Source organism: Streptomyces sp. NPDC102278 (assembly GCF_044766345.1).
Classification (GTDB): domain Bacteria; phylum Actinomycetota; class Actinomycetes; order Streptomycetales; family Streptomycetaceae; genus Streptomyces.
In genome coordinates, this window is sequence record NZ_JBIWLV010000003.1 from 231,039 (window position 1) to 254,000 (window position 22,962).

14 protein-coding genes are annotated in these 22,962 nt (G+C 70.9%); 3 read left to right on the forward strand and 11 right to left on the reverse strand.

Features of this window, described 5'->3' with window-relative positions; all coding sequences use genetic code 11:
• Positions 1-6 precede the first annotated feature (6 nt).
• Entirely contained in the window at positions 7-903 is an 897-nt protein-coding gene (locus tag ACIRO3_RS10100) for a LysR family transcriptional regulator (protein ID WP_365997831.1), read from the forward strand.
• Between the two features lie 79 nt (positions 904-982).
• Here the strand turns inward: ACIRO3_RS10100 and pepN (ACIRO3_RS10105) are convergent, their stop codons facing one another.
• The 7 genes from pepN (ACIRO3_RS10105) to pepN (ACIRO3_RS10135) form a co-directional block, all read right to left on the reverse strand.
• Positions 983-3,580, reverse strand: a complete 2,598-nt coding sequence (pepN, locus tag ACIRO3_RS10105; RefSeq protein WP_404134562.1) for an aminopeptidase N — start codon at positions 3,578-3,580, stop codon at positions 983-985.
• Between the two features lie 201 nt (positions 3,581-3,781).
• Positions 3,782-5,542, reverse strand: coding sequence for an FG-GAP repeat domain-containing protein (locus ACIRO3_RS10110; RefSeq protein ID WP_404134564.1), 1,761 nt, complete (start codon positions 5,540-5,542; stop codon positions 3,782-3,784).
• A gap of 316 nt (positions 5,543-5,858) precedes the next feature.
• Complete coding sequence (locus ACIRO3_RS10115) at positions 5,859-6,887, reverse strand: aspartate-semialdehyde dehydrogenase (RefSeq protein WP_365997834.1); 1,029 nt, start codon at positions 6,885-6,887, stop codon at positions 5,859-5,861.
• Between the two features lie 560 nt (positions 6,888-7,447).
• The gene (locus ACIRO3_RS10120; RefSeq protein ID WP_404134567.1) at positions 7,448-10,783 is read right to left on the reverse strand and encodes a S8 family serine peptidase; all 3,336 of its coding nucleotides are present in this window, start codon (positions 10,781-10,783) and stop codon (positions 7,448-7,450) included.
• Between the two features lie 274 nt (positions 10,784-11,057).
• On the reverse strand, positions 11,058-11,624 hold the full coding sequence (locus ACIRO3_RS10125) for a CGNR zinc finger domain-containing protein (protein WP_404134569.1): 567 nt from the start codon (positions 11,622-11,624) through the stop codon (positions 11,058-11,060).
• Positions 11,625-11,748: 124 nt separating this feature from the next.
• Positions 11,749-12,711 (reverse strand): hypothetical protein, encoded by a 963-nt coding sequence (locus ACIRO3_RS10130; RefSeq protein ID WP_404134572.1) that lies wholly within the window; start codon positions 12,709-12,711, stop codon positions 11,749-11,751.
• Positions 12,712-13,001: 290 nt separating this feature from the next.
• On the reverse strand, positions 13,002-15,557 hold the full coding sequence (gene pepN, locus ACIRO3_RS10135) for an aminopeptidase N (protein ID WP_404134575.1): 2,556 nt from the start codon (positions 15,555-15,557) through the stop codon (positions 13,002-13,004).
• Between the two features lie 129 nt (positions 15,558-15,686).
• Here pepN (ACIRO3_RS10135) and ACIRO3_RS10140 point away from each other — a divergent pair, with 129 nt between their 5' ends.
• Positions 15,687-16,334 carry a DsbA family protein gene (locus ACIRO3_RS10140; RefSeq protein ID WP_053674892.1) on the forward strand — a complete coding sequence of 216 codons (648 nt, stop codon included), beginning with the start codon at positions 15,687-15,689 and terminating at the stop codon, positions 16,332-16,334.
• Between the two features lie 147 nt (positions 16,335-16,481).
• Here ACIRO3_RS10140 and ACIRO3_RS10145 read toward each other — a convergent pair whose 3' ends face one another.
• The 3 genes from ACIRO3_RS10145 to ACIRO3_RS10155 form a co-directional block, all read right to left on the reverse strand.
• On the reverse strand, positions 16,482-17,138 hold the full coding sequence (locus ACIRO3_RS10145; RefSeq protein ID WP_053674894.1) for a superoxide dismutase: 657 nt from the start codon (positions 17,136-17,138) through the stop codon (positions 16,482-16,484).
• A 241-nt stretch (positions 17,139-17,379) separates the two neighbouring features.
• The gene (locus tag ACIRO3_RS10150) at positions 17,380-18,795 is read right to left on the reverse strand and encodes an amino acid permease (RefSeq protein WP_404134578.1); all 1,416 of its coding nucleotides are present in this window, start codon (positions 18,793-18,795) and stop codon (positions 17,380-17,382) included.
• A 193-nt stretch (positions 18,796-18,988) separates the two neighbouring features.
• Complete coding sequence (locus tag ACIRO3_RS10155; RefSeq protein ID WP_404134581.1) at positions 18,989-20,386, reverse strand: amino acid permease; 1,398 nt, start codon at positions 20,384-20,386, stop codon at positions 18,989-18,991.
• Between the two features lie 283 nt (positions 20,387-20,669).
• On the opposite strand from ACIRO3_RS10155, the gene ACIRO3_RS10160 reads away from it, so the two are divergent.
• On the forward strand, positions 20,670-21,254 hold the full coding sequence (locus ACIRO3_RS10160) for a biotin transporter BioY (protein WP_404134583.1): 585 nt from the start codon (positions 20,670-20,672) through the stop codon (positions 21,252-21,254).
• Between the two features lie 125 nt (positions 21,255-21,379).
• Here the strand turns inward: ACIRO3_RS10160 and ACIRO3_RS10165 are convergent, their stop codons facing one another.
• Positions 21,380-22,813 (reverse strand): amino acid permease, encoded by a 1,434-nt coding sequence (locus ACIRO3_RS10165; RefSeq protein WP_361774368.1) that lies wholly within the window; start codon positions 22,811-22,813, stop codon positions 21,380-21,382.
• Positions 22,814-22,962: the final 149 nt, after the last annotated feature.

Consider the following 22,962-nt stretch of genomic DNA (forward strand, 5'->3'; position numbering starts at 1 on the left):
GCTCCCATGATCGAGTGGGACATCAAGAAGCTGCGGATCCTGCGGACCCTGGCCGACCGGGGCACCGTGACCGCGACGGCCGAGGCGCTGCACATGACGCCCTCGGCCGTTTCGCAGCAGCTGACCAACCTGGCCCGGCAGTTGGGGGTGCCGCTGCTGGAGGCCCAGGGGCGCAGGGTGCGGCTCACCGACGCGGCGCACCTGGTCCTGCGGCACGCCGAGGCCGTGTTCGCCCAGCTCGAACGAGCCGACGCCGAACTGGCCGGCTATCTGTCGGGGGACGCCGGCGAGGTCCGGATCGGGGCCTTCTCCACCGCCGTGCCCGTCCTCGTCGTCCCGGCCGTCGCCGCCCTGCGCCGCAGTCACCCGGGCGTGGAGGTGCGCGTCCGGGAGACCGAGGCCGCCGAATCGTACGAGCTGCTGTCCGCGGGGGCCGTCGACCTGGCCCTGTCCCTCGCGGCCCACGCCCCGACCGCCCGTGACCCCCGCTTCACCCGGGTCACGCTGTTGGAGGACCCGCTGGACGTGGCGCTGCCCCCCGACCACCCGCTGGCGGGCGCGCCGGCCGTGCGACTGGCCGACCTGTCCGGGGACCGGTGGATCTACGGGGGCAGCGGCCCCTGGTCGGAGATCACCCGCCACGCCTGTGAGGCGGCCGGCTTCGTTCCCGAACAGGCCCACTCCGCGTCGGGATGGACGGCCATCCTCGCGATGGTCGAGGCCGGCATGGGCGTGGCCCTCGTCCCGCGCATGGTGACGGGCCGCGCCTCGGGCATCGCCGTCCGGGTCCTGGCCCACGACCGGCCCACCCGGCACGTGGTCGCGGCCCTGCGGCGCGGCTCCGAAGCGGCCCCCGCCGTGGCCCACGTGCTGGCCGCGCTCAGGGCCGTCCCCGCGGGCTGAGGCCCGGCGTCCACGCGCGAGGGGCGCCCCCGGCGCGCGTGTCGCACACCGGGGACGCCCCTCGTCGGGAACGACCGGGTCAGGACGCGGAGGCCGCGTCCGCCGCCTGCGCCTTCAGCGCCCGCTCGACACCCGAGCGGGACTCCGAGACCAGCCGGCGCAGGCCCGCGCCCGGGTCGGCCGAGGCCAGCCAGGCGTCCGTCGCCGTCAGGGTCTGCGCGGAGACCTGGAGCGCCGGGTAGAGGCCCACCGCGATCTGCTGGGCGATCTCGTGGCTGCGGGTGTCCCAGACCTCCTTGACCACGGCGAAGTACTTCTCCGTGTACGGGGCGAGGAGCTCGCGCTGATCGGTCTGCACGAAGCCGCCGATCACCGCCTCCTGCACCGCGTTCGGCAGCGAGTCGCTCTCGACGACCGACGCCCACGCCTGTGCCTTGGCCTCCGCCGTCGGACGCGCCGCCCGGGCGGTGGCCGCGTGGCGCTCGCCCGCCGCGGTGGCGTCCCGCTCCAGCTCGGCCGCGATGGCCGGCTCGTCGAGCACGCCCGTGGCGACCAGGCGCTCCAGGAACGCCCACCGCAGATCGGTGTCGACGGCCAGGCCCTCGATCTCCGCGGAGCCGTCCAGCAGCGCCGACAGGTACGTCAGCTGCCCCTCGGTCCGGGCCGTCGCCGCGAAGGCACGGGCCCAGGCCAGCTGGTGGTCGCTGCCCGGTGCGGCCGAACGCAGGTGCTCCAGCGTGGCCTCGGTCCAGTCGGCCAGACCCTGCTCGCGCCACGCCGGGTCGGCGTACAGGTCGATGGCCAGCTTCACCTGGCGGTGCAGGGACTGCACCACGCCGATGTCCGACTCCTTGCCGATGCCGGACAGCACCAGCGCCAGGTAGTCGCGGGTGGCCAGCTCGCCGTCCCGCGTCATGTCCCACGCCGAGGCCCAGCACAGCGCGCGCGGCAGCGACTCGGTGAAGTCGCCGAGGTGCGCGGTGACGTTGGCCAGCGAGATCTCGTCCAGGCGGACCTTCGCGTAGGACAGGTCGTCGTCGTTGAGCAGCACCACCGTCGGGCGGGCGCGGCCCACCAGCTCCGGCACCGCCGTGAGCTCGCCGTCGATGTCCAGCTCGATCCGGTCCGAGCGGACCAGCAGGCCGTCGCGCAGGTCGTACAGGCCGACCGCGATCCGGTGCGGGCGCAGCACCGGCGAGCCCTTGGCGCCGGCGGGCAGCGCGGGCGCCTCCTGGCGGACGGCGAAGGCCGTGATGACGCCCTGCGCGTCGGTCTCGACCTCCGGACGCAGGATGTTGATGCCGGCCGTCTCCAGCCACGCCTTCGACCAGGCGGTCAGGTCGCGGCCGGAGGTCTCCTCCAGGGCGCCCAACAGGTCGGACAGGCGCGTGTTCCCGAACGCGTGCGCCTTGAAGTATGCCTGCACGCCCTTGAAGAAGGCGTCCATGCCGACGTAGGCGACGAGCTGCTTGAGGACCGAGGCGCCCTTGGCGTACGTGATCCCGTCGAAGTTGACGAGCACGTCGTCCAGGTCACGGATGTCCGCCATGATCGGGTGCGTGGACGGCAGCTGGTCCTGCCGGTACGCCCAGGTCTTCATGGAGTTCGCGAACGTGGTCCACGCGTGCGGCCACTTCGAACCCTCGGCGTACGCCTGGCAGGCGATCGAGGTGTACGTCGCGAACGACTCGTTCAGCCACAGGTCGTTCCACCACTCCATGGTGACCAGGTCGCCGAACCACATGTGCGCGAGCTCGTGCAGGATGGTCTCGGCGCGCACCTCGTACGCCGCGTCCGTCACCTTCGAGCGGAAGACGTACTGGTCGCGGATGGTGACCGCGCCCGCGTTCTCCATGGCGCCCGCGTTGAACTCCGGCACGAAGAGCTGGTCGTACTTCGCGAAGGGGTAGTCGTAGGCGAACTTCTCCTGGAACCAGTCGAAGCCCTGCCGCGTCACGTCGAAGATCGCGTCCGCGTCGAGGAACTCGGCGAGCGAGGGCCGGCAGTAGATCCCGAGCGGCACCGACTGCCCGTTCGGACCCTCGTACGAGCTGTGGACGGCGTGGTACGGGCCGACGATCAGCGCGGTGATGTACGAGGAGATCCGCGGGGTCGGCTCGAAGCGCCAGACGTTGTCCTTGACGTCCGCGGCCTCGGCCCCCGCGGGAATCTGCCGCGGGGAGTTCGAGACGACCGTCCAGCCCTCGGGGGCCGCCACGGTGAACCGGAACGTCGCCTTCAGGTCGGGCTGCTCGAAGCTGGCGAAGACCCGCCGCGCGTCCGGCACCTCGAACTGGGTGTACAGGTAGGCCTGCTGGTCGACCGGGTCGACGAAGCGGTGCAGGCCTTCACCGGTGTTGGTGTAGGCGCAGTCCGCGACGACACGGAGCTCGTTCGCGCCGGCGAGGAGGTGGCTCAGCGCGATCCGGGAGTCCCGGAAGACGGCGGCCACGTCCAGGGCCCTGCCGTTCAGCACGACCTCGTGCACGGCCGGCGCGACCAGGTCGATGAAGGTCTCGGCGCCCGCCTCGGCGGAGTCGAACCGCACGGTGGTCACGGAGGGGTAGGTGCCGCCCTCCTGCGCACCGCTGAGATCGAGTTCGATCTCGTACGAGTCGACGGTCAGCAGCTTCGCCCGCTGCTGAGCCTCTTCACGGGTCAGGTTCGTGCCAGGCACGCGTTCATCTCCTTCGATGGTCGTTGCCCCGCCATCCTTCCACGCGGTCGGCGCAACCGCCCCGGACTAATCCACGGGCGAACGCGCCATCCCCTTTGGAGGGTTTCGTCCCGGCACGACACCGCGCCCCACCGGAGGAATCCGATGGGGCGCGGCGAGGGGGCACCGGGGCGTCGCCCGCGGCGGGGGGACGCGACCGGATCAGACCAGGTCGGTGAACTGGTTCCAGCCCGAGCCCAGGGCGGTCCGGGACTCGAAGGTGGCATCGGGGGCGACCGGGGTGAGGCCGCTCGCCGTGTACAGCCAGAGCTTGCCCTGGGAGTCGCGGGCGACCAGGTCGGACAGGCCGTCGGCGTTCAGGTCGCCGGGGGAGACGATCGCGGTCATGTCCTTCCAACCGCTGCCGACCTGGACCGGCTTCGCGAACGGAACGGCCGTGTCACGCGTGCCCTGGTACAGCCACAGGCGGCCGTCGGTGCCGCGACCGACCAGGTCGGGGACGCCGTCGCCGGTCATGTCGCCGGCACCGGTGATCCGGTCCAGGGAGTTCCAGCTGCTGCCGACCTTGAGGCGGTTGTAGAAGCCGGTGCCGGTGCCGCGACCCGGGTACAGGTACAGGTCGCCGCCCTTCTCGCGGGCCAGCAGGTCGCCGCGGCCGTCCCCGGTCAGGTCACCGACGCCGATGACCGTGTTGTAGACGCCCCAGCCGGAGCCCAGGTTCACGTCGCCGGTCTCGTACAGCGCCCACAGCTGACCACCGGCGGTGATCTTGAGGACGTTGCCGTCCGGGTTGGTGCCGAGGCCCGAGGCGTGGACCAGGGTGTCGGTGCCGATCGGCGGCCGGCTGAACGCGTAGTGGCCGATCGGCCCCTCGAAGCGGTTGCGCCCGCTGCTGAGGTAGCGCGACATGGAGCCGTCGGCGGCACGGGCGATCAGGCTCTTCTTGCCGTAGGCACCGTTCGGGGAGTCGTCACCGGCGAAGCCGAGGAAGTGCGGGAACTCCAGGTCGTAGGCGCCGGCCTGGTTGAGCTTGCCGTTGCCCAGGCTCGTGTAGACCAACGCGCCGCCGTCGTTCATGCGCGCCAGGAGCCGGACGTTGCCGTCCTTGTCGCCCTGGGCGAGGACCTGGTCGAACTGCTGCCAGCCGAAGCCGATCTGTACGGGCTCACCGAACGGGGCGTCGGTCTTGCCGGTGGAGGGGCGGAAGTACAGCAGACCGTCCGGGGACCGGGTGATCAGGTCGGCCAGGCCGTCCGTGTCGAAGTCGTAGCCCGTGACGAGGTTGGTGAAGTTCCACTGGTTGCCCGCGACCTCGATCGGGTCCGCGTACGGGCTGGTCGCGTCCGCCGTGCCGGTGCCCGGGTACAGGAAGAGCTGCCCCCGGGTGGTGCGGGCCAGCAGGTCCGGGTGGCCGTCGCCGGTCAGGTCGCCCGCGCCCGCCACCTTGTTGAACACGTGCCAGCCGCCGGAGGCCCAGCCGGTCGGCGTGCTGCCCTGCGTGGACGCGGTGTGCAGCTGGATGCCGCCCAGGGTGTTGATGGTCAGGAGCTCGGGGCTGCCGTTCCCGTCGAGGTCGCCGACCGGCACGACCTCCTTGTGCTCGTCGACGTTCTTGATCTCCCCGGCGATCGGGAACGCGGCGGTGGCGCCGGAGTCGTAACGCACCGACCAGCCGCCCCAGGTGCTGCGCAGGAGGAAGTCGTCCTTGCCGTTGCCGTCGATGTCCAGCCGCGGGGAGACGGCCGCGGCGGCCTTGCCGGCGGTCTTGGCGGCGGACTTGGCCGTCGGGGCGACGACGGCGCCACCCGGCTGCGGGACGGCCTGCGCCGCGGCGGACGGCTTGCCGGGGACGACCGGCGGCTCGGAGGCGAAGGACTGTCCGGCGGTGATCATCCCGGTGGCCAGGGCGAGGGCGGTGCAGGTGAGCACGCGGAAGCGGCGAGAGGTGGTGCGGGCGTTCATGAAGATGTCCCCCAGGACTGCTGTCTTGACCTCCCCCCCTGGGAGGCAAGATGAAATGTAGATCATGCAAAACCCCTGGTGGAAGAGGGTTTCGAGGGGCGAGCGATGCTACTGCGGCGCGGTGACTGCGCTGTGACGGGCCGGTGACAATCGGGTCGGGAAGGGGTCGTTCCGGTGCACGGGGGATGCGGTGAGGGCTGCGACGAGGAGTCGTTCCGATGCGTTCCGATGCGACGTGGGGGCGGACACGACGCCGGCCCGCCCCACCGGGGAGGTGGGACGGGCCGGACGTCGGACAGCGGGTGCGGCGGGCCGATCAGCCGCGCAGCTCCTCGGCGACCAGCTCCGCGATCTGCACGGCGTTCAGCGCCGCGCCCTTGCGGAGGTTGTCGTTCGACAGGAACAGGGCCAGGCCGTTCTCGGCCGTCTCGTCGTTGCGGATGCGGCCCACGTACGAGGCGTCCTTGCCCGCGGCCTGGAGCGGGGTCGGGATCTCGGAGAGCTCGACGCCCGGGGCGCCCGCCAGCAGCTCGTGGGCGCGCTCGACGCTCAGCGGCCGCTCGAAGCGGACGTTGACCTGGAGCGAGTGGCCGGAGAAGACCGGCACGCGCACGCAGGTGCCCGAGACCTTGAGCTCCGGGAGTTCGAGGATCTTGCGGGACTCGTTGCGGAGCTTCTGCTCCTCGTCCGTCTCGAAGGAACCGTCGTCGACGATCGAGCCCGCGAGCGGCAGCACGTTGAAGGCGATCGGACGCTTGTAGACGCCCGGCTCGGGGAAGACCACGGCCTCGCCGTCGTGCACCAGCGCGGTGGCCTCGCCCGCGACGGCCTTGACCTGGCCGTCGAGTTCCGCGACGCCCGCGACGCCCGAGCCGGAGACGGCCTGGTAGGTGGTGGCGATCAGCGCGGTCAGGCCGGCCTCGTCGTGCAGGGGACGCAGTACGGGCATCGCGGCCATGGTGGTGCAGTTCGGGTTCGCGATGATGCCCTTGGGGCGGTTCTTGATCGCGTGCGGGTTGACCTCGGAGACGACGAGGGGGACCTCGGGGTCCTTGCGCCAGGCCGAGGAGTTGTCGATCACGACCGCGCCCTGGGAGGCGACCTTTTCGGCGAGGGCCTTGGACGTGGCGCCGCCGGCCGAGAAGAGCACGATGTCCAGGCCCGAGTAGTCGGCCGTGGAGGCGTCCTCGATGGTGATCTCGCGGCCCTGCCACTCCAGAGTCGAGCCCGCCGAACGGGCCGAGGCGAACAGCCGCAGCTCGTCCACCGGGAACTTGCGCTCGGCGAGGATGCCGCGCATGACTCCGCCGACCTGTCCGGTGGCTCCGACGATTCCGACCCTCACGGTGACTCCTTTTGGTACGTACGACGCGGGCGCGCGTGGAGCCATCATGCGTTCGACCCCACGAGCCTTGTCCAATCCATTGTCCGAGGTGCGGACGGTGTCCCGAATGTGAACCCCCGTGACGAGTCCGTGACGGGCGTGTTGCACCACCCCGGAACGGCAGTTTTCCCTGGTCAGAACCGGTTGGCGTCCGATCGGGCCGTGACCGTTATCCGGACACGGCGTATCAGACATCGAAACGACCGACTCGGGGAGAACCACCGTACGAGCCATCCGCCACCGCCGCCGGTCCATACCGGCGCCGGCCGCCCTCGCGGCCGTCGCCGTCGCCGCACCCGTCCTGCTCACCTCCACCCCGGCGAACGCCCACGGCCCGCGCCAGGGGGCCGTGGCCAAGGAACTGGTCGAGGAGGTCACCGCCCGCGGCCTACCTGAGGTCGCTGGGCAGGTAGGCCCGAGGGGGAACACGCGGGGGAACGCGGGGAACGAGGAGGGGGCGGTGCTCGTCGGAGCACCGCCCCCTTTTCTTCGGGGTACCGCGGTTTCAGGTTCCTACGGGGTTACGGCAGGACCTTCTCGATCTGCACGCTGCCGGTGCCGGCGGCGGTGCCGCGGGCGTTGAGCAGCTTGACCTGGCCGAAGAACTGACGGCCCTCGGGGGCCGCGCTGTTGACCAGGACCTTCGCCGAGACCTGCGCGGTGGCGCCGGTGGCGAGGTTCACCGCGGCGGCCTCGTCGACCTGGACGGAGCCCAGGGCGGCCGAGAAGAACACGTCGCGGTAGTCGTACGTGGTGGTGCCGGCCGGGATCGCGTAGCCGATGACCTTGACGGTGTAGGTGCCGGCGGCCGGGTTGACCAGGCTCACGGCCTCCTCGGAGTCGCCGTCGGCGGAGGTGCCGACCTTGACGCCGTCCTTGTAGACCTCGAGGTCGAGGTCCGCACCGGTGTCGGAGACCTTGCCGATCGCGACGTCGAGGCGGGAGACGCCCTCGCCGATCGTGACCTCGCTGGTCTGGGTCTCACCGTTGGCGATGGTCGGCTTGGCGACCTTCGCGGATCCGAGCGGACCACCCTGGAGCTTGCCGCCGGAGATGGCCGCGGCCTCGTTCTTGACGGTCAGCTGAACCGGCGCCGGGGTGCCCAGCTTGACCTCGGGCAGCACCTTGACGGCCGGGTCGAAGACCGCGCCGAGGACGGAGACGTCCAGCTTGTACGGGTTGTCGAGCAGCGGCGACGTACGGCGCGACTCGACCTCGATCTCCCAGACGCCGGGCTGCGGGTCGGCGTACGACCGCAGGTCGGGGCGGCAGGTGTTCGCCGGGTTGTTGTAGTTCGGGTAGCACTGGGTCGTCGCACTGTCCTCGACGCCCACGCCGTACGGGTGGATCGAGATGAAGCGCGTCTGGCTGCCGTCCTTCAGACCGCCCAGGGCGACCTCAAGGGTCTTGGCGCCCTGCGGGACCGTCACGAAGTACGACTTGTGGCTGTTGCGCTGCACCGAGGAGGTGTCCGACAGCGTGAAGGACGGCTTCGCCAGCGGGGTGGCCGCGACGACCGTGGTGAGGATCTGCTTGTCGATGCCCTCGGTGGTCGGGTCGTCGAGCTGCAGGATGCCGCTGTGGACGCCGGCCGACTTGGCGTTGGCCTCGACCTTGATGGTGACGGGCTTGTTCAGCGGCAGCGTGACGTAGTCGTAGCCGCCGATGACCTTGAAGGTCCCGTCGTTGTTGCGCCAGGTCAGGTCGTGCCGGGTGCCGTACTTGACGCCCGTGGTGCGGGTGACGACGACGTCGTAGACCTTCTTCTGGCCGACCTTCAGGCCGCCCTCGCGGTCGTAGAGGCCGGTGCCGAAGCCCGGGGTCTTCAGGAACTGGTCGATCGCGGTGTCGACCGGCGCCTTGACCGTGAACTCCTCGGCCTTGGCGTTGCGCTGGATGGACTCCCACGCGCCGACGACGTCGATCAGACCGGAGCCCTGGGCGTGCGCCGGGACGTCGGCGATCTTCTTCGCGGTGCTGGTGAGCGCCACCCGCAGGCTCGCCGGGGTCAGCGCGAGGTGCTGCTGCTTGGCGGCCGAGATGAGCAGGGCGCTGGCGCCCGCCGCCTGCGGCGAGGACATCGAGGTGCCCTGGAGCATGCCGTAACCGGCGGGCAGGGCGTAGCCGGCCTCGGCCACGGGCGCGCCCGGCAGCCAGGTCTGGATGGTGTTGATGGCCGCGCCGGGGGCGGTGATGGTCGGCGTGAAGCCGCCGTCCTCACGCGGACCGCGCGAGGAGAACGGGAACATGTTGTACTTCTTGCTCACGCCGGAGCCGTAGTTGGCGGCCCAGGTGTCCTTGGAGACGGCGGCGCCCACGGAGATGACCTTGTCCGCGAGACCGGGGTCACCGATGGTGTTGACACCGGGGCCCTCGTTGCCCGCCGAGATGACGAGCTGGACACCGTAGGTGTCGATGAGGGTCTTGTAGAGCTCGGAGCGCGCGTTGTTGCCGTCGTTCAGCGCCGGCAGGCCGCCGATCGACATGTTGACGATGTCCACGCCGCGGTTGACGACGAGGTCGATCATGCCCTCGGTCAGCGCGATGTTGGTGCAGCCGCCCGACCAGGAGCAGGCGCGCGAGGAGACGAGCTTGGCGCCGGGCGCCTCGCCGTTCATCTTGCCGCCGAAGAGGCTGTTGGCGGCGGTGATGCCGGCGACGTGCGTGCCGTGCTCGGACTCGATGATGCCGACGTTGACGAAGTCCGCCTTCTTGCCGACCCAGTCACCGCCCAGCGGGTCCATCGGGACGTCCTTGCGGATCTCGATCACGAACGGGATGCGCTCGGCGATCTCGGTCGCCGGGTTGTCCGTGCCGAACCAGCCGATCTGGTAGCCGTCCTTGTACGGCTTCATCGGCTCGTTGTTCGTGAAGTCGCCGTCCTGGTCGGTGTCGACGCGGACGGTCCCGGCGACCGGGTCGTAGAGCAGGCCGAACCGGTCGGTGGTGTCGCCGTCGCGGTTGACGTCGCCCTTCGCGTCGCCGGTCGCGGTGATCGACTCGCTGAAGCGGCTCCACTGGAAGCTGCCCTCGGGGGCCTTCCAGCTCTGGCCGCCCGCGGTGAAGCTGCCGCCGGAGGGGGTGACCGGGGTGATCTGGGCGCGCCAGGTGGCGTCGTTGTCCGTGATCGGGTCGGTCGCCGTGACCCAGTCGACGATCTTGCGCTCGCCGGTGGTGGTCTTCTGCAGGGCCGGGTGGCCGAGGTCGACGCCCGAGTCCATGATGCCGATGGTCACGCCGCGGCCGTCGGCCTTCGGGTTCTTCTTGACGAAGTCCACCGCGCCGGTCTCGAAGGACGGGTTGTACGGGTTCTTCGCGGGGGTGTCCTTGCCCGGCGCCGGGTAGGTCTCGGCCGCGGTCTTCTTGACCTTGCCGGTCTCCTTGCCCGCGTCCGGACGGGGGTCCGGCAGTTGGATCTCGTGCCGCAGGTCGATGCCGTGCACCGAGGACAGCTTGCCGGCGGCCTTCAGCGCGGCCTCGGCCTTGTCGGTCGGCAGGGTGGCGCGGACGTAGCCGAGCTTGTCGTACGTCCGGCCCACCGAGGCGCCCTGGACGGCGTCGAGCTGCTGCGCGACCTGCTCGGTCTGGCCGGGGGCGGTCGCGACCATGACGGTGACGTTCTTGTCACCCTTGGCCTTGGCCTCCTGAAGCAGTTCGGCGTCGGCCGAACCGAGCTTCTGGTCGGCGGACTTGACCGGCGCGGAGGAGCCGGGGTCAGTGGCTCCCGTCGCGGCGAAGACGGGAACGGCTCCGGTCGCGCAGAGCGCGGCCACCAGGCCTGCGGCGGCCGCGACGCGGGCGACGCGTCTGGCGCCGGGTATGGCCCCGGGCGTGGAGCTGGGGGATTCGAGGGTCATCAGCATCCCTGGCTAAGTGAAAGATACGGTCCGGATTTCGGTGCCGGATGACCGGTCAGCTTTGCGCAAGTGACAGCTGTTTGGGGAGTGTTGTCATTGACCGAGACCTGACATGGCGGACTCCCGCCGGCGCGGGGAACCCGCCAGGACGCCCGGACCGGGGCATAGCAGGGCGACTCGCGGGGGTCAGAGAGTGGATTTATCGACTTTCCGGCCGCATGTCGGCATCACGGTGGACTTCCGCCGTGCGGCAGGTGTGACAACTTTCGAGCGTTCAGCGCTCGCGCGTGCGCGCGTTGTGGCGCGGGGCCCCGTCGCGGTCGCCGCAGGCCGCCCCGCACCACCGTCGGGTGCCCTCGCGCGAGACGTCGTGGAAGTGCAGTCCGCACGTCGGCGAGGCGCACACGCGGATCCGGTCCGGGCTCGTGCCCAGCAGGTCCAGGTGGCCGCGGGCCGCGGTCCAGGCCGGACCCCAGGTCGGATCGGCGAACTCGGCGCGCTCGCCCGCGCCTTCGGCGGTGAAGGTGACCCGGATCCGACCGTGCTCCAGCACGGCGTCGAGCAGGGCCCGCGCGCTCTCGTCGGCCGGGTCCGCGACGGCCCGCGCCAGGGCCTCGCGGGCGGTCAGCAGGTGGACGAGGGTCGCGGCGTCGGCCCGGAAGCGGTCGGCCAGGCCGGCGCTCTCCAGCCAGAGCGCGAGCCCCTGGACCCGGGACAGTCCGGCGGCGCCCGCGAAGAGGTCCGCGGGTTCCCCGTCCTGGACCCAGCGGGTGTTCAGCAGGTCCAGGGAGAGCGGCTCGCCGGTCAGTGGGCGCGGGTCCGCGCCGGTCCGTGCCGTCATGCCCCCGCCTCCCGCCGCCGTCGCCAACCCTGCGAGGGTACGTGACCGGTCGGCCCGGGCGGTGGCTCCGCGGCCGGGGTTCGGACGGCCGAGGCCCGGGCGCCCGGACTCCGGCGCTCGGGGCTCACCGGGGAAGGACGACCAGGTAGGCCGCGGGTTCGCGGTCCCCGGACGCCGTCAGGGCCGTCCGTACCACCGAGGCCTGCTGCTCGGGCCAGTCGCGGAGCTTGCGGGGGGTGAGGTGCAGGACGGTCACCCCGAGCCGCTCCAGCGTCTCGCGCTTGCGGACGCACTCCGCCCACTCCTCGTCCTCGTCCTGACGCGGGGCGCGGGTGTCGATCTCGATGGCGACGGCCTGCTCGGGCCAGTAGGCGTCGACCCCGCCGAGGTGCGGGCCACCGGGCAGTCGCAGGTCCACGTTCCAGACGGGCTCGGGGAGGTCGTGGCCCCGGACCAGTTGGTACAGCCGGTCCTCGGCGATGGCCCGCCCCTCGGCGAGCAGGGACTCGACGGCGTCGACGACGTGGGGCCGGTTCAGCAGCCGGGCCACGGTCAGCTCCCGGACGACGGCGGCCGGTTCGCAGTGCCCGCCGCGCACCGCCTCGCTCAGCAGGCGGCGCACGACCCCGGCGTCCGTGATGCGGGCGACGGCGTCGGCGACGGCCCGGGCGACCGGGGCCAGGGGGAGGCCGGCCACCTCCTGGGACCGGGGCGGGGTGTGGGTCCGCAGGATCCGCACGTCACCGGTGGAACGCAGCCGGCGGGTGCCGGGCACGAGCACGTCGATGTGCGGGAGTCCGGCCAGCGGGGGAGCGGAGGTGAACCGGTACAGGGCCAGGGCCGCCATCCCGGTGATCATGGCCTCGCCGGCGCCTCGCCGACCCGCGTACAGCAGCGCCGCCTGCAGCCGCTCCTCGCTGGACGCGGCGCCGGGGTGGAGCAGGAACACCCCCGGCAGGATCTGCCGCCAGGACCGCCCGGCGGCGTCGGAGGCGCTGATGCCGTGCTCGCGGAGCTGCGCGAGGGTGAGCACGCGGGGGCGGCTGCCGGTGAGGTGGGCGAGGGGGAGGGGTGTGTTGTGGTTCATGTGGCGGAGATTCCCGCACGGCGGGGGCCCGCTAACCCCTGTTACAGTTCCGTCGACAAATCGGGACAACCCTGCACTAAAGTACGGGCGTTCGAGTGCCGATAGCGCCGTTCGTCCGGGGCCGTTCACCTGCGCGGACCCGTCCCGCCGGCCCGAGGCCACCGACGCCGACAACCCCGCGCCCGCCTCGCGTACGAGGCGGGCGCGGGAGCCGGGACACGACGGGCCGGGCGGGCCACGACGGGCCGGGCGGCCCATGGGGCCCGGCCGGCCCGGCCGGCCCGGTCGGGCTAGGCGGTCGCCGCCGCCGCGTCGCAGGCCTGGGCGCGCAGGGCCCGGGCCAGGTCGTCGCGGGACTCCAGCACCAGTCGGCGCAGCGCCGGCGAGGCCGACTCGTGCGCGGCCAGCCACGCGTCGGTGGCGTCGACCGTGCTCTGCGAGTCCTGGAGGGACGGGTACATGCCCTTCACCACGTGCATGCCGATCTGGATCGACCGGTCGGCCCACACCCGCTCGATGGCCTCGAAGTAGCGACCCACGTACGGGGCCAGCAGCCCTCGCTGCGAGGACTGTTGGGTGCCCGAGATGGTCGCCTCGACCAGCGCGTTCGACAACACGTCCGATTCCACGATCGCGGCCCACGCCTGGTCCTTGACCGCGGCCGAGGGGCGCGCCGCCAGGCACCGGACCTGGTGCCGCTTGCCCGACGCCGTGTCGTCGCGGGCGAGTTCCGCGGTCAGGGCCGCCTCGTCCACCGCCCCGTGCGCGGCCAGCGGGAGGAGGAAGTCCCAGCGCAGCTCCTGGTCCACGTCCAGCCCGTCGATCCGCGCCGAACCGTCCATCAGCCCCAGCAGCAACTGGAAGTCGCCCTCGGTCGCCGCGCTCGCCGCGAAGAACCGGGCCCACGTCAACTGCGACTCCGAGCCGGGCTCGGCCATCCGCAGCTCCTGGAGCGCGACCGCCGACAGCACCCGGCCGCCCTGCTCGCGCCAGTCCGCCGCCGCGTAGTGGGCGACCGCCGACAGCGCCTGCGCGTGCAGCTGCTGGAGCACGCCGACGTCCGTCTCGCGCCCCGCGTGCGCCAGCACCAGGGACACGAAGTCCCGGGCCGGCATCAGCCCGTCGCGGGTCAGGTTCCACAGCGCCGACCAGCACAGCGCCCGCGCCAGCGGGTCGGTCAGGCCGCCCAGGTGCGAGCGCAGGGTGGACAGCGAACGTTCGTCGAAGCGGATCTTGCAGTAGGTGAGGTCCTCGTCGTTGACGAGCACCAGGTCGGCCCGCTCCAGCCCGGCGAGTTCGGTCACGGCCGTCCGCGCGCCCGCCACGTCCGTCTCGGCCCGCGCGAAGCGCACCAGGGCGCCGTCCTCGATCCGGTACAGACCCACCGCGACCCGGTGCGGCCTGAGCTCGTCGCCCTCCTGCACCACCGCGAGTTCGGTGATCCGGCCGCCCGCGTCGTGGGTCACCACCGGCGTCAGCGCGTTCACGCCGGCCGTCTGCAGCCAGGCCCGCGACCATTCGGCCATGTCCCGCCCGGAGACCTCCCCGAGCACCGAAAGCAGGTCGTCCAGGGTGGTGTTGCCGTACGCGTGCGCCTTGAAGTAGCGCCGCGCGCCCTCCAGGAACGCCTCCCGGCCCACGTACGCCACGAGCTGCTTGAGGACCGCCGCGCCCTTGGCGTAGGTGATCCCGTCGAAGTTCAGCTTCGCGTCCTCCAGGTCACGGATGTCGGCCGTGATCGGGTGCGTGGACGGCAACTGGTCGGCCCGGTAGGCCCACGCCTTGCGGTTGTTGGCGAAGGTGACCCACGCCTGGTCGAAGCGGGTGGCCTCGACGAGCGCGAAGGAGCCCATGAAGTCCGCGAAGGACTCCTTGAGCCACAGGTCGTCCCACCACTTCATCGTGACGAGGTCGCCGAACCACATGTGCGCCATCTCGTGCAGGATGACGTTCGCGCGGCGCTCGTACGAGGCCTGCGTGACCTTCCCGCGGAAGATGTACTCCTCCCGGAAGGTCACCATTCCCGGGTTCTCCATGGCGCCGAGGTTGTACTCGGGCACGAAGGCCTGGTCGTACTTCCCGAAGGGGTACGGGTAGTCGAACAGCTCGTGGAAGAGGTCGAAACCCTGCTTGGTGACCAGGAAGACGTCGTCCGCGTCGAAGTGCTTCGCCAGCCCCTTGCGGCACATCGCGCCGAGCGGGATCGTCAGCTCCCCGCGCGTGTAGGTGTCCGTCACGTAGTGGTACGGACCGGCCACCACGCAGGTGATGTAGGTGGAGATCGGCGCGGTCTCGGCGAACCGTCGGGTCTGCCCCTCGCGGGACTCCTCGACGCCGTTGCTCCACACCTGCCAGCCCTCGGGCGCGGTCACCTCGAAGCGGTACGGGGCCTTCAGGTCGGGCTGCTCGAAGTTCGCGTACACCCGCCGGGCGTCCGCCGGCTCGTACTGGGTGTACAGGTAGACCTCGCCGTCCTCCGGGTCGACGAAGCGGTGCATGCCCTCGCCGGTCCGGCTGTAGGCGCAGTTCGCGTCCACGACCAGGACGTTCTCGGCCGCCAGTGACTCCAGGGCGATCCGGGAGCCGTCGAAGACGGCGGCGGTGTCCAGCTCCGTCCCGTTCAGGGTCACGGCGTTCACCGAGGGGGCGATCAGGTCCGCGAACGTGGTGGAGCCGGTGGCGGCCCGGAAGCGGATCGTCGTCACCGAGCGGAAGGTCCGGGGGCCCTCGGCCGGCTCGGCCTCGTCCACCGCGGACCTCAGGTCCAGGACCACCTCGTACCCGTCGACGGACAGCAGCTCGGCCCGTTCGCGGGCCTCGTCACGGGACAGATTCTCTCCGGGCACGTGCACTCCTTCGTGCGTGATCGTCGTGTTCCGTCGAATCCTCGCACGGGGGGAATGCGGGGGGACCCGGGCTGGTTGGGGAGGGGGAACATGACCACCAGAGACGCCTTATGTGACCTGAGGAGAGACATGCCCGACACGCAGGTGCGCGAGAAGACCCCGGTCGATTTCTGGTTCGACCCGCTCTGCCCCTGGGCCTGGATGACGTCCCGCTGGATGCTCGAAGTCGAGAAGGTGCGCGACGTCGAGGTCCGCTGGCACGTGATGAGCCTCGGCGTGCTCAACGAGAACAAGCTGGACGAGCTGCCCGAGTCCTACCGCAAGCTCCTCGGCCCCGAGGCCTGGATCCCGGTCCGCGTGGTCATAGCGGCGCAGCAGAAGCACGGCTCCGAGCTGACCGGCAAGCTCTACACGGCGCTCGGCACCCGCATCCACAACGAGGGCCGCGGCAACACCCCCGAGGTGATCGCCGAGGCGCTGGCCGAGGTCGGTCTCCCGGTGGAGCTGGCCGCGTACGGAACCTCCGACGAGTACGACGAGGCCCTGCGCGAGTCGCACAACGAGGGCATCAACCGGGTGGGCCAGGAGGTCGGCACCCCGGTGATCTCCGTGCCCGGCGACAACGGCAAGGACGTCGCCTTCTTCGGCCCCGTCGTCACGCCCGCCCCGCGCGGCGAGGACGCCGCCCGACTGTGGGACGGCACCCTGCTCGTCGCCTCCACCCCGGGCTTCTTCGAGATCAAGCGGACCCGCGACAAGGGCCCGTCCTTCGAGTAGTCCCGAGAGCGGTTCCCGGGCCGGTCCGCCGGCCCGGGACCACGGAAAGCCCCCGCGAGTCACGTCCTCGCGGGGGCTTTCCCTTGGGCACGCCCGCACGCGAAGGTTGAGAAGACGATCACGAGGCGGACGGGACGGTGGCGCCGATCAGCCCTTGGCGGGGATCAGCAGCGGGGTGTTGGCCTTGGCGTCGGCGTAACGCTTCGAGACGTCCTGCCAGTTGACGACGTTCCACATGGCCTCGATGAAGTCCACCTTCTGGTTCTTGTACTGAAGGTAGAAGGCGTGCTCCCAGGCGTCGAAGACGAGGACCGGCACGGAGGCCTGGCCGACGTTGCCCTGGTGGTCGTAGACCTGCTCCACGATCAGCCGGCCGCTGATGGGCTCGTACGCCAACACGCCCCAGCCGGAGCCCTGCGTGGCGGACGCGGCGAAGGTCAGCTGCTTCTTGAACTTCGCGAAGGAGCCGAACGACTCGGTGATCGCGTCGGTCAGGTCGCCCAGGCCGTCGGCCGCGGTCGGCTCGCCGCCGCCCTCGCCGGTCTTCGGGCTGGCCATGTTGTGCCAGTAGATGCTGTGCAGGATGTGGCCGGAGAGGTGGAACGCGAGGTTCTTCTCCAGCCCGTTCAGCGCGCCCCAGTTCTCCTTGTCGCGCGCCTCCGCCAGCTGCTCCAGCGTGTTGTTGGCCCCGGTGACGTAGGCCGCGTGGTGCTTGTCGTGGTGCAGCTCGATGATCTGCGGATTGATCACCGGCTCCAGCGCCGCGTAGTCGTACGGAAGCTCAGGAAGCGTGTAGATGGCCATGCGTGTATCCGGTCCCCTCAGCGTGCCAACCGCTCATGGTGCGACAGTTATTGCAATCAATGCGCAACTGCACGCTAGCAGTATCTATTCCTGGCGACGAGTAAGGGTTGCCTCTCTTGTCAAGGCCGCCGGAACGCCGAAGGCCGGGTCCACGCGATCGCATGGACCCGGCCTTCGAGCAGGGGTGGAACGGGGGTGGAGCAGCGGTGGAACCGCGGTGGGGCGGGGAGGTGGCGGGGGGTCAGGCCGTGTCGCGGGACCGCGCCCGACGCTGCGTCACATATCCGGTGACCGCGAGCGCGACGGTCAGTCCACCGGTGAAGAGGACCTGGACCCGGGTGTCGTCACCCCTGACCATCAGCGCCAGCACGCCGACGACCCCGGCCAGCGCCACCCACGTCAGGTACGGGAAGCCCCACATCCGCACGACCAGCTTCTCGGGCGCCTTGCGCTCCAGCCTGCGGCGCAGCACGAACTGGGAGACGGCGATGAAGCCCCAGACGACCAGGATCACGCCGCCGACCATGTTGAGCAGCCAGGCGAACAGGGTGTCCGGGTACCAGTACGACAGCAGCACGGTGACGAAGCCGAAGCCCGAGGAGGCGAGCACCGCGCGCCGCGGCACGCCGCCGGAGACCTTGCCCAGCGCCTTGGGGCCCTGCCCCCGGGCGACCAGCGAGTAGGCCATGCGCGAGGAGCCGTAGATGTTGGCGTTCATCGCGGAGAGCAGGGCGATCAGGATGACCACGTTCATGATCTCGCCGGCCGCGGGGATGCCCAGGTGGTCCAGGGTCGCGGCGTACGGGCCGTCCTCGGCCACCGCCGGGTCGTTCCACGGCAGCAGGGTGACGATGACCAGCATCGAGCCGACGTAGACGATCGCGATCCGCCACATGGTGGTCTTCACGGCCCTGGCCACCCCCTTGACGGGGTTCTCCGACTCGGCCGCCGCGATGGTCACCGTCTCCAGGCCGCCGTACGCGACGACCGAGGCGAGCAGGCCGACCAGCAGGCCGTCCATGCCGTTGGGCAGGAAGCCGCCGTCGTGGAGCAGGTTCGCGGAGCCGGGGGAGGAGGTCCCGGGCAGCAGGCCCATGACGGCGAGCACGCCCAGGCCCAGGAACAGCGCGATCGCCCCGATCTTGAGGGCGGCGAACCAGAACTCGAACTCGCCGAAGTGGGAGACCGCCGCCAGGTTGGATCCGCAGAAGAGCGCCATGAACGCCAGCACCCACACCCACGAGGGGGTGCCGGGGAACCAGCCCGTCATGATGTGCGCGGCGCCGATCGCCTCGATGGCCACGCCCACGCACAGCAGCGTCCAGAACATCCAGCCGGCCGTGAACCCGGCCCACGGGCCGATGGCGCGGTCGGCGTGCACGGAGAAGGAGCCGGAGGCGGGGTTGGCGGCGGACATCTCGCCGAGCATCCGCATCACGAACATCACGAGGATCCCGGACGCGGCGTACGCGATCACGATCGACGGACCCGCGGCCGCGATGCCGGCCCCGGAGCCCACGAAGAGCCCGGCGCCGATGACCCCGCCGAGGGCGATCATCGAGAGGTGGCGCTGCTTGAGGCCGTTGCCGAGGGGGGAGGGTCCCGGTTCGGTCGGCGGCGACTGCCGGTCGGACGGGTTCAGGGTGCTCTGGCTCATGGGGGTGGTGCCTTGTCCGGTGCGGGGACGGGATGGGGGCCAGTCTGCCGATCGTCCGATAACCGGACGTTCGCCGTCCAGCATCCGGACACTCGCCTCACCGGACGTGATCGTTCCCGCGCGGAGGCGGGGACGGAGACGGAAGAGGCCCGGGACACCCGTCCCGGGCCTCTTCCGCGTGCGACCAGGGGGTTCAGGCCCGCCGGGCCCTCAACTCCCGCACCCCCGCCACGACCAGCACCGCCGCCGCCGCGCCGGTGGACCACAGCAACTGCGGCCGCGCCGAGTCGTCGAACAGCATCAGGACCAGCACCACGGCCATCCCGACCAGCGCCGCCCACGTCAGGTACGGGAACAGCCACATCCGAAGCGTCAGCCGCTCCGGCATCTCCCGCTCCAGCACGCGCCGCAGCCGCAACTGCGAGACCGCGATCAGCGCCCACACGAACAGCAGCACCGCGCCGACCGCGTTGAGCATGTAGAGGAAGACCGTGTCCGGCCACAGCAGGTTCAGCACCACCGAGACGAACCCGAACGCCACCGAGGCGAACACCGCCCGCCGCGGCACCCCGCCGCCCGAGACCCGCAGCAGCCCCCTGGGCGCCTCGCCCCGCTCGGCCAGCGAGAACACCATCCGCGAGGACCCGTACAGGTTGGCGTTCAAGGCCGAGAGCAGCGCCACGAAGACCACGATGTTCATGATCTGACCGGCCGCCGGGATGCCGATGGAGTCCAGCACGGCCACGTACGGGCTCTGCCCCGGCTCCAGCGAGTCCCACGGCAGCAGGGTCACGATGACCACCATCGAGCCGACGTAGAAGAAGAGGATGCGCCACACCGCGCTGCGCACCGCACGGGCGACCGAACGGGCCGGGTCGTCGGACTCGGCCGCCGCGATGGTGACGACCTCCAGGCCGCCGAAGGCGAAGACGACGGCGAGCATGCCGGCGACCACGCCGCCCATCCCCTCGGGGAAGAAGCCGCCGTGGCCCGTCAGGTTGGCCGCGCCGATCGGGTCCGTGTCGGGCAGCAGGCCGAGGATGGCGAGGGTGCCCAGGATCAGGAAGAGGACGATCGCGCCGACCTTCAGCGCGGCGAACCAGAACTCGAACTCGCCGAAGTTCTTCACGGCGGCCAGGTTGCTCACGGTGAAGACCACCATGAAGATCAACACCCAGATCCACTGGTCGACCGACGGCACCCAGCCGTTCGCGATCTTCGCGGCGCCGGTCGCCTCCACGGCGAGCACCACGACCAGCAGGAACCAGTACAGCCAGCCGGCGGAGAAGCCGGCCCACCGCCCCAGCGCCTTCTCCGCGTACACGGAGAACGATCCGGAGGCGGGCATCGCGGCCGACATCTCGCCGAGCATCCGCATCACGAGCATCGCGAGGACGCCCGCGAGCAGGTACGAGCAGATGATCGCGGGGCCGGCGATGCCGATGCCGGCGCCGGAGCCGACGAAGAGCCCGGCGCCGATGACGCCGCCGAGGCCCAGCATGGTCAGGTGGCGCTGCTTCAGGCTGTGGCTGAGGGGTTCGGAAAGGAGCTCACCCGAGGTGGCGGGCGGGTCGGGCAGGAGGTCGCGCATGAGGAGTGCTCGTACTCTCGTTCGGCCTGGCGGCGGTGGGGGCTCCGCGACTGGTTGGAGGGAACCTACAGTCTCGCTGGAGGCCGTCCATCCGCGCAAAACGGACGTGCGGGCTGTAGTTGCTCGTGACGCGGATCACTTCAACTGGGGTGTGATCCGGGCTCTTTGTGTACTCCCCACCAAACCGGGGAGTACGGCTTTGTCCCGGCCGGCGGTGGGGCGGAGCCCTGCACCGGACTAACGTCGGTGATCGTCCCGTCACCACCACCCCCGGAGCCTCCCGATGAGCACCGCTTCCGTCTCCTTCCGGCCCGGCGCCGTCCTCGCCGACCTGCTGCCCGCGAGCCGCGTCCGTGACATCGCGCTCGTCGTCGGCGGCGCCGCGCTCACCGGCATCGCCGCGCAGATCGCCGTTCCCGTCCCCGGCTCCCCGGTCCCGGTCACCGGCCAGACCTTCGCGGCCCTGCTGGTCGGCACCGCGTTCGGTGCCCGCCGCGGCTTCCTCGCGCTGGCCGTGTACGCGCTCGTGGGAATGGCGGGCGTGCCGTGGTTCGCGGGCGGCACCTCCGGGGCCGGCGGCGCCTCCTTCGGCTACGTGCTCGGCATGCTGCTCGCCGCCACCGTCGTCGGCGCCCTCGCGCGGCGCGGCGCCGACCGCTCGGTCGCCCGTACGGCGGGCACGATGGTGCTCGGCTCCGCGCTCGTCTACGCCGTCGGCGTGCCCTACCTGGCGCTGTCCACCGGGATGTCCTTCGGCGCGGCCGTGGCGGCGGGCCTGACCCCGTTCCTGCTCGGCGACGCGCTCAAGGCCGCGCTGGCCATGGGCGTCCTGCCGGCCGCCTGGAAGCTGGTCGGCCGCCGCGGCTGATCCCGTACGCGTCGACCACGACGCAGCCCCCGGAGACCACGACGCGGCCCCCGCAGGGCACGACGCAGCCCCCGGACCGCGAGCGGCGGTCCGGGGGCTGCTGTCGTTCACGGGCGATCGCGTGCTCAGACGCGCGCGGCGGCCTTGCGGCGCATGTCGCGCACCACGCCGATGGCCAGCACCACGGCCGCCACCAGCAGGGAGAGCAGGACGACCTGGCGGTTGTCCTTGTCGTAGACCATGTAGGCCAGGACGAAGGTGATCATCCCGGCGGTGGCCCAGGTGAGGTACGGGAAGAGCCACATCTTGACGGCGAGCTTCTCCGGGGCCTCGCGCTCCAGGATCTTGCGCATCCGCAGCTGGGTCAGGCAGATGACCAGCCACACGAAGAGGGCGATGGCACCCGAGGAGTTCAGCAGGAAGCTGAAGACCGTGTCCTTGAAGGCGTAGTTGAAGTAGACGGCGACGAAGCCGAACACCACGGAGCCCAGGATCGCGGCCGTCGGGACGCCCCTCTTGTTGACCTTGGCGAAGGCCTTCGGGGCGTCACCGCGCTCGCCCAGCGAGAACGCCATGCGGGAGGCGGTGTACAGGCCCGAGTTCAGGCAGGACAGCACGGCGGTCAGGACGATCACGTTCATGATCTGGCCGGCGTGCGCGATGCCGATGGAGTCCAGGGCGGCCACGTAGGAGCCCTTGTCGACGATCGACTTGTCGTTCCACGGCAGCAGGGTCAGGACGATGAAGATCGAACCCAGGTAGAAGATGCCGATGCGCCAGATCACCGAGTTGGTGGCCTTGGTGACCGCGCGGCGCGGGTCCTCGGACTCGCCGGCGGCCAGGGTGACGATCTCGCTGCCCATGAAGGAGAAGACGACCATCAACACACCGGTGAGGATCGAGCCCCAGCCGTTGGGCATGAATCCGCCCGCGTCGGTGAGGTGCGCGAATCCGGCGCCGGGGTTGTCCGAGCCCGGCAGCACGCCGAAGACGGCCAGCATGCCGATGATCACGAACGCGCCGATGGCGACGACCTTGATGCCGGCGAACCAGAACTCGAACTCGCCGTACGAGGCGACAGAGCCGAGGTTGGTGACGGTAAGGACCGCCATCACGATCAGCGCCCAGGCCCACTGCGGGACGGCCGGGACCCAGCCTTCGAGGATCACCGCGCCGGCGGTGGCCTCCACGGCCAGCACGACGACCCAGAAGAACCAGTACAGCCAGCCGATGGAGAAGCCGGCCCAGCGACCGAGCGCGCGGTCGGCGTAAGCGGAGAACGAGCCCGAGTTCGGGCTGGCGGCGGCCATCTCGCCGAGCATCCGCATCACGAAGACGACCATGGCGCCGACGAGTGCGTACGAGACGAGGATGGCGGGACCGGCCTTGGCGATGCCGCCGCCGGAGCCGACGAAAAGACCGGCGCCGATGACGCCGCCAATGGCGATCATGGACAGGTGGCGGTTCTTGAGACCGGCCTTCAGACCGTCGGAGGGCTTGGCGTCGCCGGGGGTGCCGGAGGGGTCGCCTGCCTTCTGAAGGGTCGTCGTGGAGCTCATGGACGATTCCTTAGGTTCTCGGGTTGCGAGCCCCGGCATTCAAACCTGAGTTACCTCCAATACGGAAGAGTTTCTTCCGATGGTTGCCTTGGGCACTAGGTCCGGGACCAAGGTCCCGACCCGCCCTGTCTGGGTTCTTTGGGTTTATT